The 13,922-nt window shown below is 41.7% G+C and carries 14 protein-coding genes; 12 read left to right on the forward strand and 2 right to left on the reverse strand.

What is annotated here, in order from left to right; translation table 11 throughout:
• A complete protein-coding gene (locus NRI27_RS01800; RefSeq protein ID WP_371389308.1) occupies positions 1-705 on the forward strand; it encodes a pseudouridine synthase in 705 nt (234 codons plus the stop codon).
• 801 nt (positions 706-1,506) lie between these two features.
• Here NRI27_RS01800 and NRI27_RS01805 read toward each other — a convergent pair.
• Positions 1,507-1,728, reverse strand: coding sequence for a DeoR family transcriptional regulator (locus NRI27_RS01805; RefSeq protein ID WP_317943012.1), 222 nt, complete (start codon positions 1,726-1,728; stop codon positions 1,507-1,509).
• A gap of 265 nt (positions 1,729-1,993) precedes the next feature.
• Here NRI27_RS01805 and pepV point away from each other — a divergent pair, with 265 nt between their 5' ends.
• Genes pepV through NRI27_RS01830 form a run of 5 tightly spaced genes read left to right on the forward strand, consistent with a single transcriptional unit; the run spans position 1,994 to position 6,807 of the window.
• Positions 1,994-3,400: a dipeptidase PepV gene (gene pepV, locus NRI27_RS01810; RefSeq protein ID WP_371389309.1), complete on the forward strand. Its 1,407-nt coding sequence runs from the start codon at positions 1,994-1,996 to the stop codon at positions 3,398-3,400.
• A 1-nt stretch (position 3,401) separates the two neighbouring features.
• Entirely contained in the window at positions 3,402-4,256 is an 855-nt protein-coding gene (dat, locus tag NRI27_RS01815) for a D-amino-acid transaminase (RefSeq protein ID WP_371389310.1), read from the forward strand.
• Between the two features lie 32 nt (positions 4,257-4,288).
• The gene (locus NRI27_RS01820; RefSeq protein ID WP_371389311.1) at positions 4,289-5,269 is read left to right on the forward strand and encodes a nuclease-related domain-containing protein; all 981 of its coding nucleotides are present in this window, start codon (positions 4,289-4,291) and stop codon (positions 5,267-5,269) included.
• Positions 5,270-5,287: 18 nt separating this feature from the next.
• Entirely contained in the window at positions 5,288-5,932 is a 645-nt protein-coding gene (gene trmB, locus NRI27_RS01825; protein ID WP_371389312.1) for a tRNA (guanosine(46)-N7)-methyltransferase TrmB, read from the forward strand.
• Positions 5,933-5,961: 29 nt separating this feature from the next.
• Positions 5,962-6,807: a YtnP family quorum-quenching lactonase gene (locus NRI27_RS01830; RefSeq protein WP_371389313.1), complete on the forward strand. Its 846-nt coding sequence runs from the start codon at positions 5,962-5,964 to the stop codon at positions 6,805-6,807.
• Positions 6,808-6,860: 53 nt separating this feature from the next.
• Here the strand turns inward: NRI27_RS01830 and NRI27_RS01835 are convergent, their stop codons facing one another.
• The gene (locus NRI27_RS01835) at positions 6,861-7,175 is read right to left on the reverse strand and encodes a hypothetical protein (RefSeq protein WP_371389314.1); all 315 of its coding nucleotides are present in this window, start codon (positions 7,173-7,175) and stop codon (positions 6,861-6,863) included.
• A 187-nt stretch (positions 7,176-7,362) separates the two neighbouring features.
• On the opposite strand from NRI27_RS01835, the gene NRI27_RS01840 reads away from it, so the two are divergent.
• The 6 genes from NRI27_RS01840 (at position 7,363) to NRI27_RS01865 (ending at position 13,875) form a co-directional block, all read left to right on the forward strand.
• Positions 7,363-8,436, forward strand: coding sequence for a M42 family metallopeptidase (locus NRI27_RS01840; RefSeq protein WP_371389315.1), 1,074 nt, complete (start codon positions 7,363-7,365; stop codon positions 8,434-8,436).
• 64 nt (positions 8,437-8,500) lie between these two features.
• On the forward strand, positions 8,501-9,022 hold the full coding sequence (locus tag NRI27_RS01845; RefSeq protein ID WP_371389316.1) for a DUF84 family protein: 522 nt from the start codon (positions 8,501-8,503) through the stop codon (positions 9,020-9,022).
• Positions 9,023-9,109: 87 nt separating this feature from the next.
• Positions 9,110-9,625: a hypothetical protein gene (locus tag NRI27_RS01850; protein WP_317942771.1), complete on the forward strand. Its 516-nt coding sequence runs from the start codon at positions 9,110-9,112 to the stop codon at positions 9,623-9,625.
• 66 nt (positions 9,626-9,691) lie between these two features.
• Positions 9,692-10,507: a DUF1444 family protein gene (locus tag NRI27_RS01855; protein WP_371389317.1), complete on the forward strand. Its 816-nt coding sequence runs from the start codon at positions 9,692-9,694 to the stop codon at positions 10,505-10,507.
• Positions 10,504-11,109 carry a YtpR family tRNA-binding protein gene (gene ytpR, locus NRI27_RS01860; protein ID WP_371389318.1) on the forward strand — a complete coding sequence of 202 codons (606 nt, stop codon included), beginning with the start codon at positions 10,504-10,506 and terminating at the stop codon, positions 11,107-11,109. Before NRI27_RS01855 ends, ytpR begins: the two co-directional genes overlap by 4 nt.
• Positions 11,110-11,223: 114 nt before the next feature.
• Positions 11,224-13,875 (forward strand): DNA translocase FtsK, encoded by a 2,652-nt coding sequence (locus NRI27_RS01865; RefSeq protein WP_371389319.1) that lies wholly within the window; start codon positions 11,224-11,226, stop codon positions 13,873-13,875.
• Positions 13,876-13,922: the final 47 nt, after the last annotated feature.

A 13,922-nucleotide genomic window follows, 5' to 3' on the forward strand; every position in this document is an offset into this window, starting at 1 on the left:
ATGCGTTTAGATAAATTAGTATCAAATATGGGATTTGGATCTCGTAAAGAAGTGAAAGGTTTACTGAAGAAAGGTGCCATCCAAGTGAATGGTGTCCCTGTTAAAGATCCGGCGCTACATGTTCATCCTGAACAAGATGAGGTATCCATATTAGGTGAGCGTATCATTTACCGGGAATTCATTTACTTGATGATGCACAAACCACAAGGGGTCATTTCTGCCACGGAAGACAATCGGGACCGGACAGTTATCGATTTATTGGATGATGAATACCGACATTTTGAACCGTTCCCAGTTGGGCGGCTTGACAGAGATACGGAAGGGTTATTGTTGCTGACGAACAACGGGAAGTTGGCACATGAGTTGTTATCCCCTAAAAAGGAAGTGCCGAAGACGTATTACGCACATATTGAAGGGGTTGTCGGCCAAGAGGATATTGAACGTTTCGCAGAAGGCGTTACATTGGAAGATGGTTACTTCACGAAGCCTGGGATGCTGAAAATCCTAAAGTCGGCTCCTATCTCAGAAATTGAATTGACGATTACTGAAGGGAAATTCCATCAAGTGAAGCGAATGTTTGAGGCGGTCGGAAAGAAAGTGATTTATCTCAAGCGAATGACAATGGGTGAGTTGACGTTGGATGAATCACTTGCATTAGGAGAGTATCGTGAGCTTACGGATGATGAATTAGCCTTGTTGCTATAAAAATGACAGGTGTAGTACTAGTAATGTCTGTAAAACTTTTGATTCGCTAAACGGCAAAAAAGCAAGGGTGTTAGAACTCTTGCTTTTTTGCTTTCGTCTTATTAGCTTTAATGAGCAAATAAATATCCTTAACATTTAGTATGAGTAACCCAACTAAAAGCAACCAAACAAAATTCATGTGCAAACTGAAATTTTCTGCTATAAATTCTCGCTGTCTAAACGTGAAAAAGTAAATAATTATTGTTAATAGCAGGTCGCAAACTGTAGTCACGATTTTATTCACCATATCCGTAGTGAAGTCAGGGGTCATTAATATCCTCCTGTCGGATTTATTTAGTATAAAAAACTGTTTTATCACTACTATAGAAGTAGTGCGTGCTCGGCCTTCCAGCGCTTGTCGAGCCTGAGCAAGCGCCCTTCGCTTTTTTGTAATCCAGCTGCGGGCGCTAGAGGCTCGGGGTCATAAGTCAAAGCTGCTTTGTGGCAAAGGGCGCCACGCCGCATCTTCGCCTTATGCCTGTCGCCTCTGTGCGAGCGCCCTTCGCTTTTTAGATAATCCAGCTGCGGGCGCTAGGCTCTCGAGTCGCTTCAGGCCGATCAAAAAGGCAAAGAGCGCCTTTCCGATCGGCCTTCCATCGCTTGTCGAGCCTGAGCAAGCGCCCTTCGCTTTTTAGATAATCCAGCTGCGGGCGCTAGGCTCTCGAGTCGCTTCAGGCCGATCAAAAAGGCAAAGAGCGCCTTTCCGATCGGCCTTCCATCGCTTGTCGAGCCTATGCAAGCGCCCTCCGCTTTTTGTGATTGTCAGGATGTTAATTTCACTTTTTTCTTTGTTGTAGTCCATTTACCGCGAGCTGGGCTTGTGATGAGATCGTTATATTCGAGGACATTCAAGTCCCTTTGTGCTGTGCGGTTGGTGATGCCGAATTCCTCGACAACGTTTTCTGTAGTGACGACTCCTCGATCAAGGATATATAAATAAACGTCCTTGATGCGAGTGAGCATACGATCAGTAGCTGGATTCAACTGGGAAACCACTCCTTCATCTTCATTTTCCAAAACAATGGGCATGAGACTGTTGAATGTTACCTTTATGAGTTGAAATCGCCTCCGACAATGCACTCCCTTCATCAGAACGTTGCGTCAGATGCAATGTTCTGACAATATAAGTATACATCATTTTTGTTAATCGTACATGAATTTTTTGTGAATACTTTGTATGAAAAGTTTTGTCCTTTATTTTCTAAGCGGAACGTGTAAAAATAGGTTATTAAGAAAGAAGGTGCTTGCATTGACGAAGTGGGACGAAAAAGCATTGAATCACCAAGATCATCTGATACATGATTTGAAAACCTTACTCGCCATTCCATCGGTTTTGGATGAAGAACAAGCAACGAGTGATGCACCGTTCGGACCAGAACCGAAGCGTGCTTTAGAGTGGCTGTTGGAAGAAGGTCGGCGAGCAGGCTTTACCGTAAAAAATATTGATAACATGGCAGGTCATATTGAAATGGGAGAAGGGGATGAGTTACTCGGTATCCTCTGTCACGTAGATGTCGTCCCAGCAGGTGAGAATTGGACCTATGAACCGTTTGCAGGAACCGTTGCAGATGGTAAGTTGTTCGGTCGAGGGGCAATCGATGACAAAGGACCGACGATGGCAGCTTGGCATGCGATGAAACTCGTGAAAGAAGCAGGCATACCACTCGGTAAACGGGTGAGGCTCATTATCGGAACCGATGAAGAAAGTGGTTTTAGATGTGTTGACCGGTACTTTGAGAAAGAGGAAATGCCGACAATCGGTTTTGCACCTGATGCTGATTTCCCTATTATTCACGCAGAAAAAGGAATTGCGAGCCTCGAGTTTACACAAAACGTGGAAAACGCAGATGGACAACTTCTGGCATTTACATCTGGTGATCGGACAAATATGGTACCTGATCTTGCACATGCGAAGATTAAAGCGGATTTGTCTGCCATTGAGGGTAAAATTGAAAGCTACATGAATCTTCAGGATTTCGCTTTTTCACTAGTTGAACATAACGGAATCATTGATATAACCGTCCATGGGAAATCTGCTCATGCAATGGAACCTGACAACGGTGTGAATGCAGCAGTGTTGTTAGCTGCGTTTTTGAATAAAATCTTTACAGAAGGTCCGTCCAAAGACTTTACCCAATTCATGGTGGATGCGTTTGGCAATGAAACAAGAGGTCGTTATTTAGGATTGGCTTTCAATGATGAAATATCAGGCGATACGACGTTGAACGCAGGAATTGTATCGTTTACACCTGAAGAAGGCGCTAAGATTGAAGTGAGTATGCGCTATTCAGTGACCTATCCTTTCGATGAGAAAATTAAGACTTGCATCGATCGCTTAAAGGACTCTACATTCCGTTTAGACGTGCAATCAAATTCAACACCGCACCATGTAGATGCAAATGATCCATTTATCCAAACACTACAAGCGATCTATACCGAACATACCGGTAAAGAAGCCGAGCTGTTAGCAATTGGTGGAGGGACGTATGCACGTGTGCTTGAAAAAGGTGTCGCATTCGGAATGCTTTTCCCTGGAAGAGAGGATGTCGCACATCAAGCAGATGAATATGTATATATTGAGGACTTAATCAAAGCGACAGCCATTTACGCAGCGGCGATCAGCCGTCTAGCATCAAAAGAAGAGGATGGGGAATAGCATGACGACGTATTTTATTGATGGGCAGTTCTTGAGCAAGGAAGACGTGAACATTTCTATAGATGACCGAGGGTATTACTTTGGTGATGGCGTCTATGAAGTGATAAAAGTGTATAATGGATCGTTGTTTACAGCAGCTGAACATATTGCACGTCTGTTCCAAAGTGCACAAAAAATAAAAATGACAATCCCTTATTCAGAGCAACAGTTGATTGATGTGGCGAAAGAGTTAGTAAAGGCGAATGAAATTAGCACTGGCCATATCTATTTACAAGTGACCCGTGGAGCAGCCCCACGTGTTCACCAGTTCCCTGATTTTAGTGTGCCTGTTGTCGTAACAGGTTATGGTCTTGTGAATCCAAGACCGACGACGAACTTGGAAAAGGGGGTTGCGGCCAAATTAGTGGAAGATGTTCGATGGTTACGTTGTGATATTAAAAGTTTAAATTTACTTGGAAATGTATTGGCGAAACAAGAAGCGTACGAAGAAGGTTGTGCAGAAGCAATTTTTGTTCGTGACGGAATTATTACAGAAGGATCGTCTTCAAACCTATTCGGTATGAAAGATGGTATTGTCTATACACACCCTGCGACGAACCTTATTTTAAATGGCATTACCCGACAAGTTGTTTTGCAGTTATGTGAAGAAAACGGAATACCTGTAGTTGAAAAGCCGTTTACTCCACAAGAAGCATTTGAGATGGATGAATTAATCATTACGTCTACAACTGCGGAAGTGACACCTGTTATTCAGTTGGATGATAAGGAAATAGGAACCGGGATGCCAGGTCCAATTACGAAAAAATTGCAAGCTGCATTTGCATTACGCATTCCTGCTTTTGTAACAGGAAACTAATGAAGATTACCGGCTGATCGGAGTGATTGAATTTGGCGCAGCTCGTTAAACTGCTTGATTATGTTTCTCGCTATGAAAATGATCTATCTCGTTATCCGACGCAGTATATCCGTTTGAAAACTACCCATTGGGAGCGCATGAAACTGCGTTGGTTGAATGAAGAGGATTTAACGATGTGGCAACAAGAAGCAGTAATGGAGCCTGAACAACAACCGGAAGAAGGGAAATGGTTTTCCCCCTTCTTCCGGCTCCTGAAAAGGAAAGATCAACAGGACGAGGAAATTGAAGTTGACATTGAAACAGAAGAACAAGATGAAAAAGAGTTGTTTGACTTTAATCCTTCCATCATTTATAAACCTGAGAACCTTGAACAATTAAAAAAACTCTATATGGACCAATTGTTCCATTTCCAATTAAAATGGGCGAGCTCTACGATGTTAGAGCACTCACGATTAGATGCAAAGTTCCTGCGTGACTCTCTATTAAAGAGTTTCACACAACAACTCCCTGATAGTTATTTGCTGTTTTACTACCCAGTCTTGAAAGTGAAAAAAGCACCTGTCGAACTGGATATTTTATTGATCACTCCGCTTGAATGTTTGTGCATAACTGTACTAGAAGGTGAAGATGCATCTGCATTCATCGGGACTGGAGACCGTTTTTGGACGAAAAAAATAGGTGATCGAGAAACAAAACTCGTTAACCCTTTAATCGGACTAAATCGTATGGAGAAAATTGTCTCAAGCATTTTCGCAGAGCAGAACATACAATTTCCTGTGAAGAAATTCATCGTTTCGAAGAATGGCTATATTGATTACCCAGCAATTCCTTTTGACACTAAAATTATCGATAGACGCTCGCATGCAGACTGGTTCGGTGCATTACAGAGGTCAACGATTCCGATGAAGTTTAATCAATTCAAAGCGGCACAAGTATTATTGGATACAACACAAACAACTGCTTCAAGTAGATTGTTTGACGAGCAAGAAGAACAGATGGATATTAATGAATAGAAATGAGTGCTAACAACTATGCGACTTAGAAATAAACCATGGGCGAAAGATTTCATGGGTGAACACCCGGATGTCTTGATCCTTGAAGAAGAAGGAAAGAACATTAATTGGAAAGAAATCTTCGGCAATGAACAACCGATTCATGTTGAAGTAGGAACGGGTAAAGGCCAGTTTGTTATCGGCATGGCGCTTGCTAACCCGGATATTAACTATATTGGGGTCGAGCACTTTGATAACGTCATTGTATCAGCGTTAGAGAAAGTGATAGAGGCTGACAAACCGTCGAACTTACGACTTATTAGAGGAAATGGTGCAAACCTCGAACAATTATTTGGAGCGGGTGAATTGGACAGGGTCTATTTAAATTTCCCTGATCCTTGGCCAAAAACTCGCCATGCCAAAAGAAGGTTGACGCACGAGTCATTTTTGGCACGCTATGAAAACGTGTTGAAAGCCAAAGGGGAAATCCACTTTAAGACTGACAACCGTAAGCTGTTTGAGTATTCTCTTGTTTCAATGTCAACATACGGGATGCAACTGCTTGATGTATCACTTGATTTGCATGCTGAAATGCCGGAGGATAATATTATGACCGAATACGAGGAGAAGTTCTCAGCGAAAGGGCAACCGATCTATCGTTTAGAGGCGGTCTATAACAACTGAAATAGGGAATGAGAAAGGGGCGTATGATGATGGATTCATATGTATTTCATGATATGAAACTTGTTTGGCTCGATGGGGGAGTCAACTATCTCGATGGAGGCACAATGTTTGGTGTTGTACCGAAAGCGTTGTGGTCACGAAAATATGCAGTAGATGAACAAAACTTAATTGAATTACGGACCGATCCAATTTACATTGCCTATGAAGGCAAGCATATCTTAATAGATACAGGCATTGGAAAAGGGAAACTATCCGATAAAATGAAACGCAATCTAGGTGTTCGTGCGGAGACCAAAGTAGAAGAAAGTTTAGCCGAGCTTGGTTTGAAGCCGAATGATATCGACATCATTCTCATGTCTCATTTACATAATGACCATGCAGCCGGTTTAACAGGTTGGGAAAATGGTGAACTTGTGTCCATCTTTCCGAATGCTGATATCTTTGTCTCACAAGTGGAGTGGGATGAAATGCGGAATCCAAACATTCGCTCACGAAACACGTACTGGAAAGAGAATTGGGAGCCGATTCAACAACAAGTGAAAACATTTGAAGGACAAGTGACGGTTTTACCAGGTGTTGAGATGATTCATACGGGTGGTCATAGTGACGGCCATAGTATTATCAAACTAACGCAAAACGGAGAAACGATTGTCCATATGGCTGATATCATGCCTACACATGCGCACAGCAATCCGTTGTGGGTATTAGCTTACGATGATTACCCAATGACATCGATTTTTGCAAAAGAAAAAATCATGAAAGAAGCATTAGCAAACGGCTATAAATTTATCTTTTATCATGACGCTGTGTATCGGCTTGTTCAGTGGGATGAAAGCGGTAAAGAAATCGTTGCGTCACTTGAACGAACGAAGTAAACATAAAAAGTAGAGAGGGTGAATGCTCCTCTCTACTTTTTTCATACAACCATTCATTTTTGAATTAACTCGACGACAGTGCCTGTTTGCGCGTTTGCGGCGAATTCGTATTGTTCAAGCTCTCCATTCTTTATACGTGAAATGCCGCCACGGTAGACTTCCATCGTTAAGACATTGTTCGTGAAAGGTTCAGGCTTCATAACAATCCACGAGCCATCAATAGGACCTTCCTTTTTAAAAGCCTCTTTTACAGCATGTAAGACATCCTCTGCCGGTGTGTTCGGGTTCATCTTCTGAAACGCTTGATTGACAATTATTCCAGCTGCAACACCTGTTAATATGCCTGCCGCGAAATCTTTTATTTTCATGTGTGAAACCCCCTCAACTAATCTTCTTCAAGTGTACCATAATTCCTTTTTATTTTTAACTTTCGTGAAATCTGAATGGGAGAACGCGTAGAAAAATTAATTCGCCAACCTAAATATTCTTAATGGAAAGTTTCTGACTACTGCTCTATACTAGACATAGTACATATCAAATTGGGGGCTTATTACTATGAACAATGAAACGCTGACAATGTTTAAAACTTTGACGGAGTTACCAGCAGCACCTGGAAATGAGCATATGCTCCGTGCCTATATGCGAGAGGAACTTGGGAAGTATTCAGATGAAATTATCCAGGACAATTTAGGTGGCATCTTTGGTGTACGCAAAGGAGCAGAGGACAGTCCGAGAATTATGGTTGCAGGTCATATGGATGAAGTCGGATTCATGGTAACGGCCATAACGGACAACGGAATGCTTCGTTTTCAACCATTAGGAGGATGGTGGAATCAAGTATTACTTGCACAACGCGTACAAGTAATTACGGATGCAGGTCCAGTCGTAGGTGTTATCGGCTCAATCCCTCCACATCTGTTAAGCGATGAAGTCCGCAATAAACCAATGGACATTAAAAACATGTTAATTGATATTGGTGCTGATGATAAAGAAGATGCAAAGAAAATCGGTATCCGCCCCGGTCAACAAATTGTTCCGATTTGCCCATTCACACCAATGGCAAATGACAAAAAGATTATGGCGAAAGCTTGGGATAACCGATACGGCTGCGGATTAGCCATTGAACTATTGAAAGAAGTGCATGGAGCAGAGTTGCCAAACACACTTTATTCCGGAGCGAATGTAATGGAAGAAGTTGGACTACGAGGAGCGCAAACTGCAGCACGGATGATCAATCCAGATCTATTCTTCGCGTTAGATGCAAGTCCTGCAAATGACGCATCTGGCAATAAATCCGAATTTGGGCAACTAGGTAAAGGTACATTACTCCGGATTTTAGACCGCTCAATGGTAACGCATCGGGGGATGAGAGAGTTCATTCTCGATACGGCTGAAACGCATAATATCCCTTATCAATACTTCATCTCGCAAGGTGGTACAGATGCAGGACAAGTTCATGTTTCCAATGAAGGTGTGCCAAGCGCGGTTATCGGAATATGCTCTCGCTATATCCATACGGCTGCATCCATTATCCATACAGACGATTATGCAGCGGCAAAAGAACTGCTTGTGAAATTGGTCAAAGCATGTGATAAGTCAACTGTGGAAACAATCAAAAAGAACGTGTAACGAATGGGACCATCCTTTCTGTGTGATGAAGGATGGTCTTTATTCATCTACGAGGAGTGGTCAAATGAAGTTTGTCATTGGGTCAAAGAATCCAGCAAAAGTAAAGGCGGTAAAAGCTATCATCACTGAACATTTCCCGTCAAGCAATTTTGTTACTGCAGATGTACCCTCAGAAGTCAGCAATCAACCGATTGGAGATGAGGAGACGAGAAGAGGCGCAGTGAACAGAGCAAAAAATGCCTCAGCTACAAAACAAGGGGCAATCGGAATTGGACTTGAAGGTGGCGTTCGTACGTTGGAGGATGAACTTTATCTTTGTAATTGGGGAGCACTCGTTTTGCCTACAGGTCAAACGTTTACAGCGGGAGGCGCGCAAATCCTTTTGCCAAGAGAGATTGCATCAGAGATTTTGGCAGGTAAAGAATTGGGTGAAGTCGTAGATGCGTATTTTCATGCAAAAGGAATTTCACACAGTGAAGGGGCAGTTGGCATGTTTACCGCAAATGTCGTCACAAGGTACACAATGTTTGAACATGTCATGCGCTTGATTATTGGGCAATATAAATATGGAAGAGCATCTCACTAAAACTCGATATTTGCATATGTTGCTTAGAAACTTTAAAATGGTAATGATAGTTAGTAAAATTAACATGTAATGATGGGAGGATCTTGAATGTTCCGCTTTTGGAAATTATTATTCCTACTAAGTATAGCAATTGGTGTATTAGCTGCATGCGGGAAAAATGTCGACGAAATGGCGGATGATGGATTACTTGCTGCCAAAGAGGCCTTCCAGTTGCATGATAAACAAAGAAATGATGAAATTCAAGGCGTCTCTCTATATAAACCTACAGGATTTACAATTGAAGAGTCATCTGATGCGCAAAACATCGTCATGAAAAAAGGGGATGAAACGTTCATACTGTTCATTAATCCCAATGAAACGAGACAAAGTCGTCTATTTTACGACCTTCTCGACACATCAGAAGAGAATGAGCGTTTTGAAGCGATTTTTACGGATGAAGGGTACTTCGGTTTCGCTTCGATCGTCCAATTAGCAGAAGACCAAGTCGAGCTGATTGCAAGTGTCGGTGGTGTTAAAATGACGACCATTTCTAAGTTGAAAGATATCGAAACGAACATGGCGCGCATGATGGAAATTGTCCGGTCTATTGAACAAGACGCATAATTAAAGCGGTCACCGTTGATACATTCGACGAGCGGCCGTTTATTTTTGACAGAAAGGATGAGGTGAATGAAATCTGCTCAACTGGTACAAATCTTAAAAGAAAAATTGCCATCACACGAATTTAAATGGAACTTTGATCGGAAAAACGACAAAGTCCGCTTAGAGCATACTCTGTTAAATAAAGGAATGGATATTTCGCTTCCTGAAATTCTGGCTAAATATGAAACGGATGGTGAGGCATCTATCCGTGAAGTAGTTTATACAATCAATGAAACATTTACGGCAATGGAAAAGGAGTTAGCAGAAGGATTCCTACAAAACACAGTCATTTATCCAGTTATTCGATCGACTTCTTTTCCGTTAACATCAAAAGCGGGCGATCCATTTATTTATAAAGATCACACAGCTGAAACAAGAATTTTCTATGCACTCGATCTTGGGACGACTTATCGATTAATCGATGAAACGATGATTGCTTCATTAGGTGTGAGTGAGCAAGAAATTATAGAATCTGCACTTTTTAAAGTGCGCTCACTACCGACAGAGGTGAAACGAGATGAAGTCGCAGGAAATGTATTTTATTTTGTTAACAACAAAGATGGGTATGATGCGAGTCGGATTTTGAATGTTGCTTTTTTGAGAGAGATGGAACAAAAAATCGATGGTCACATGACCGTTTCCGTACCTCATCAAGACGTCCTAATTATCGGAGATATTCGAAACGACACGGGTTATGATATCCTTGCTCAAATGACGATGCAATTTTTCACAGTCGGAACGGTCCCGATTACATCCTTGTCATTTATATATGAAAATGGCAAAATGGAACCGATCTTTATAATGGCGAAAAACAGGGTAACACGAAAGGAAGAAAACAAATGAATATATTTTACAATCAAACAGGTGTCGGCGATGTCCTCATGATACAATTGACAACAAATCGGCCGGCAGAAGTTGAAACTGAAAAAGTAAATGACGTAGCACTCATAAAGGATGCTGAAACGAAAGAAGTAGTTGCTCTTAACGTGTTCAATGCTTCCGAATTCCTGAAAGTTGAAGTGGACGGGCAAGTTGAATTGACAGAGGAAGTTGTTAAGCAAGTCCAAGATGCGTTGGACAAGAACGGAGTAAGTTTGGAGCTAGAAGTGGATCTCTCACCAAAATTCGTAATTGGGTATGTCAAACAGAAAGAAAAACACCCGAATGCAGATAAGTTAAGCATCTGTACTGTAGATGTCGGATCAGAAAAACTGCAAATTGTTTGTGGAGCCCCAAATGTAGATGCTGGTCAAAAAGTTGTTGTTGCAAAAGTGGGTGCTGTTATGCCATCGGGTATGATTATTAAAGATGCGGAGTTAAGAGGAGTTCCTTCCTCTGGTATGATTTGTTCAGCTAAAGAACTTAATTTACCAAATGCACCTGAAGAAAAAGGGATATTAGTCCTTCCAGCAGACTCAGAAACAGGGAATGCTTTTACATTTTAATTGTTCCGTGCGTACTGCCTCACGCAGTACGTTTTTCTTATTTTAGGCATCTAATTGATTTAACGAGCAAAAACCTGTTAAAATAAACTGATCGTCGTGAAAAGAGTGATAGTATTGATATGGATTAAAAAATTGATGAACCGTGTGTTTGAAACGGAAAATGAGCATGAATCTCGTATGGAAGATCATGAGAATCAGAATGAGAGAGAACTAGAGACAACAGAACAAACAAGCAATGAACGTCCTGCCTTCCGCTTTCCAATCATTACGGATGCAGAAATTTATGGTTGGGGACCTGATGATCAAAATGAAGAACGAGAGAAAAAATCCAAGGAAGAGCTCGTAACTCAGTTGGATGACGATGATTTCGAGCCCGTACCGTTGTATAAAAATGAAAGATGGCCAGGAGAACGGAAACAAGGGGTCATCCATCGAGCAAATGCACCTGCTAAATACAAGACTGAAAAAAAGCAACCGCAAACTGTTGAACACCCTAAACCTAAGCCTTCCTCTGGAGAAGAGGCGGTGCGAACATCCATCATCCAAAAACGGAGTAATCGTCCTTTCACGCCAACTGAGGTGCCCTCTCCAGTGTATGGCTACATGAAACCTTCTGACAGGGTTGCAAAGACGGATACCTCTTATCAAGGTGATTTGCCAAAAAATGATTCAAATGCATATAACTCGCCTGTAACGAGGGAGTCGGAAAAGGACGTTAGGTATGACGCAATCCGCCATGATGAGTTGAATCAAGAACGAATAGACGAATTGCCAGCTAACATGGATGTTGAAAACGAGCTTCAGCCAGCTTATGATGATTCCATTGTAGATGGTCATGAAGAACAAATAAGTGAAACAGCATCAAGTGTAGAGCACGAACAAACCGCTCTTGTTCATGAATCGTCAATTCCGGAAGAAGAGCTTGTTGAACCTGAACCATTTGACGCGCTTTCTGAAACTAATTATGAAGACGGACAAACGTCGTATGAGGTGGAACGCGAGGACTTGGAAAGTACGAGTTCAGTAGTAGGAAAAGAGTTTATCGCAACTGATGAAGAGGCTCCAACAATCGAAAGTTCTATCGAATTAAGGACTTCAAACGATTCTTCACATATGCATACTTCATCAGAGCGGAAAAAAGAGAAGACTGTTCCGTTTAATGTTTTGATGTTGAAGAATGACAAAATGAAATACGAAAGTCAACAGCAAATGAAAGAAACAGTTAGTAAGAATCTAAATGGATGGCAAGTATCAAGCGAACAAGACGAGGATTTGGAAGTAGAAAGCCTAAATGGGATTGATGAACAACCAAGTTCAATGCACGCAGAGGAAGAACAACCTTTTTACGCTTTTCCACCGAAAGATTTCCTTGTCCATCCTGAAGCGCATATTGAGGATACGGAATGGTTACAGACGCAATCTGTGAAATTGGAAGAAGCGCTTTCCTACTTTGCGATTCAAGCAACTGTCATTGAGGCTGTACAAGGTCCGACGGTAACGAGGTTTGAATTGACAGTCGGACATGGTACAAAAGTGAGTAAAGTGAGGAACTTGACGGATGATTTAAAACTGGCACTCGCTGCAGAAGATATTCGAATCCAAGCGCCGATACCTGGAACAAGTTCAATCGGTATTGAAATTCCGAATCGCAAACCGCGTGCAGTAAGAATATCTGAAGTCATTGAAACGAAACGATTCCAAGAATCCGATTCTCCATTGGAAGCAGTACTTGGTTTAAGCCTGACGGGAGAACCGGTAACACTTGATTTGCGCAAAATGCCACATGGAATGATCGCCGGAGCTACCGGATCAGGGAAATCGGTTTGTATTAACTCGATTCTTATTAGTCTTTTGTATAAATCTTCGCCAACAGATTTAAAAATGTTGCTCATAGACCCTAAAATGGTTGAGTTGGCACCTTATAATGGCATTCCACATTTGTTAAGTCCGGTCATCACGGATGTTAAGGCGGCAACTGCAGCATTGAAATGGGCAGTCGGTGAAATGGAACGTCGCTATGAGTTATTTGCTCATGCGGGTGCAAGGAATATTGAACGTTACAACGAAATGGCGGAAAAAGATCGTAAGTTTTCGTTGAAATTACCTTATTTACTCATTGTCATTGATGAGCTAGCTGACTTGATGATGATGGCTCCTGCAGATGTAGAAGTGTCGATTAGCCGCATTACGCAAAAAGCAAGGGCATGCGGTATTCATTTAATTATCGCAACCCAAAGACCTTCAGTAGATGTCATTACAGGAACGATTAAAGCGAACGTACCGACGCGAATTGCATTTTCGGTCTCTTCTCAAATCGATTCGAGAACAATTATTGATACACCAGGTGCGGAAAGACTTCTAGGTAAAGGAGATATGCTATACTTGGGGAACGGTCAATCATCTGCTGTTAGGCTACAAGGTACATTTGTCACGGATGGCGAAATTGAACGTATAATAGAACACGTTCAAAACGAAGCGGAACCTGATTATTTATTTGGTCAAGAAGATTTATTGGCAAACGCAGTTGAAGAAGAAGAGTCCGATCCGTTGTTTGCGGATGCATGTCTGTTCATTATTGAACAGCAAAGTGCTTCTACTTCGTTGTTGCAGCGGAATTTCAGCATTGGTTACAATCGAGCTGCGAAATTAATGGATCGGATGGAAAAGTTAGGTTTTATATCCGAACAACGGGGTAGTAAAGCTAGAGAAGTTTTTGTAACTGAAAGCAGTTTTGATAACTACTTGAACGGAACTGAAAGAACATAATTTAAATGATTACTAGAATCCATTAGAGAATGGGAATAGAGCTTATA

Origin of the sequence: Sporosarcina sp. OR05 (genome assembly GCF_041414805.1) — a bacterium.
Taxonomy (GTDB): domain Bacteria; phylum Bacillota; class Bacilli; order Bacillales_A; family Planococcaceae; genus Sporosarcina; species Sporosarcina saromensis.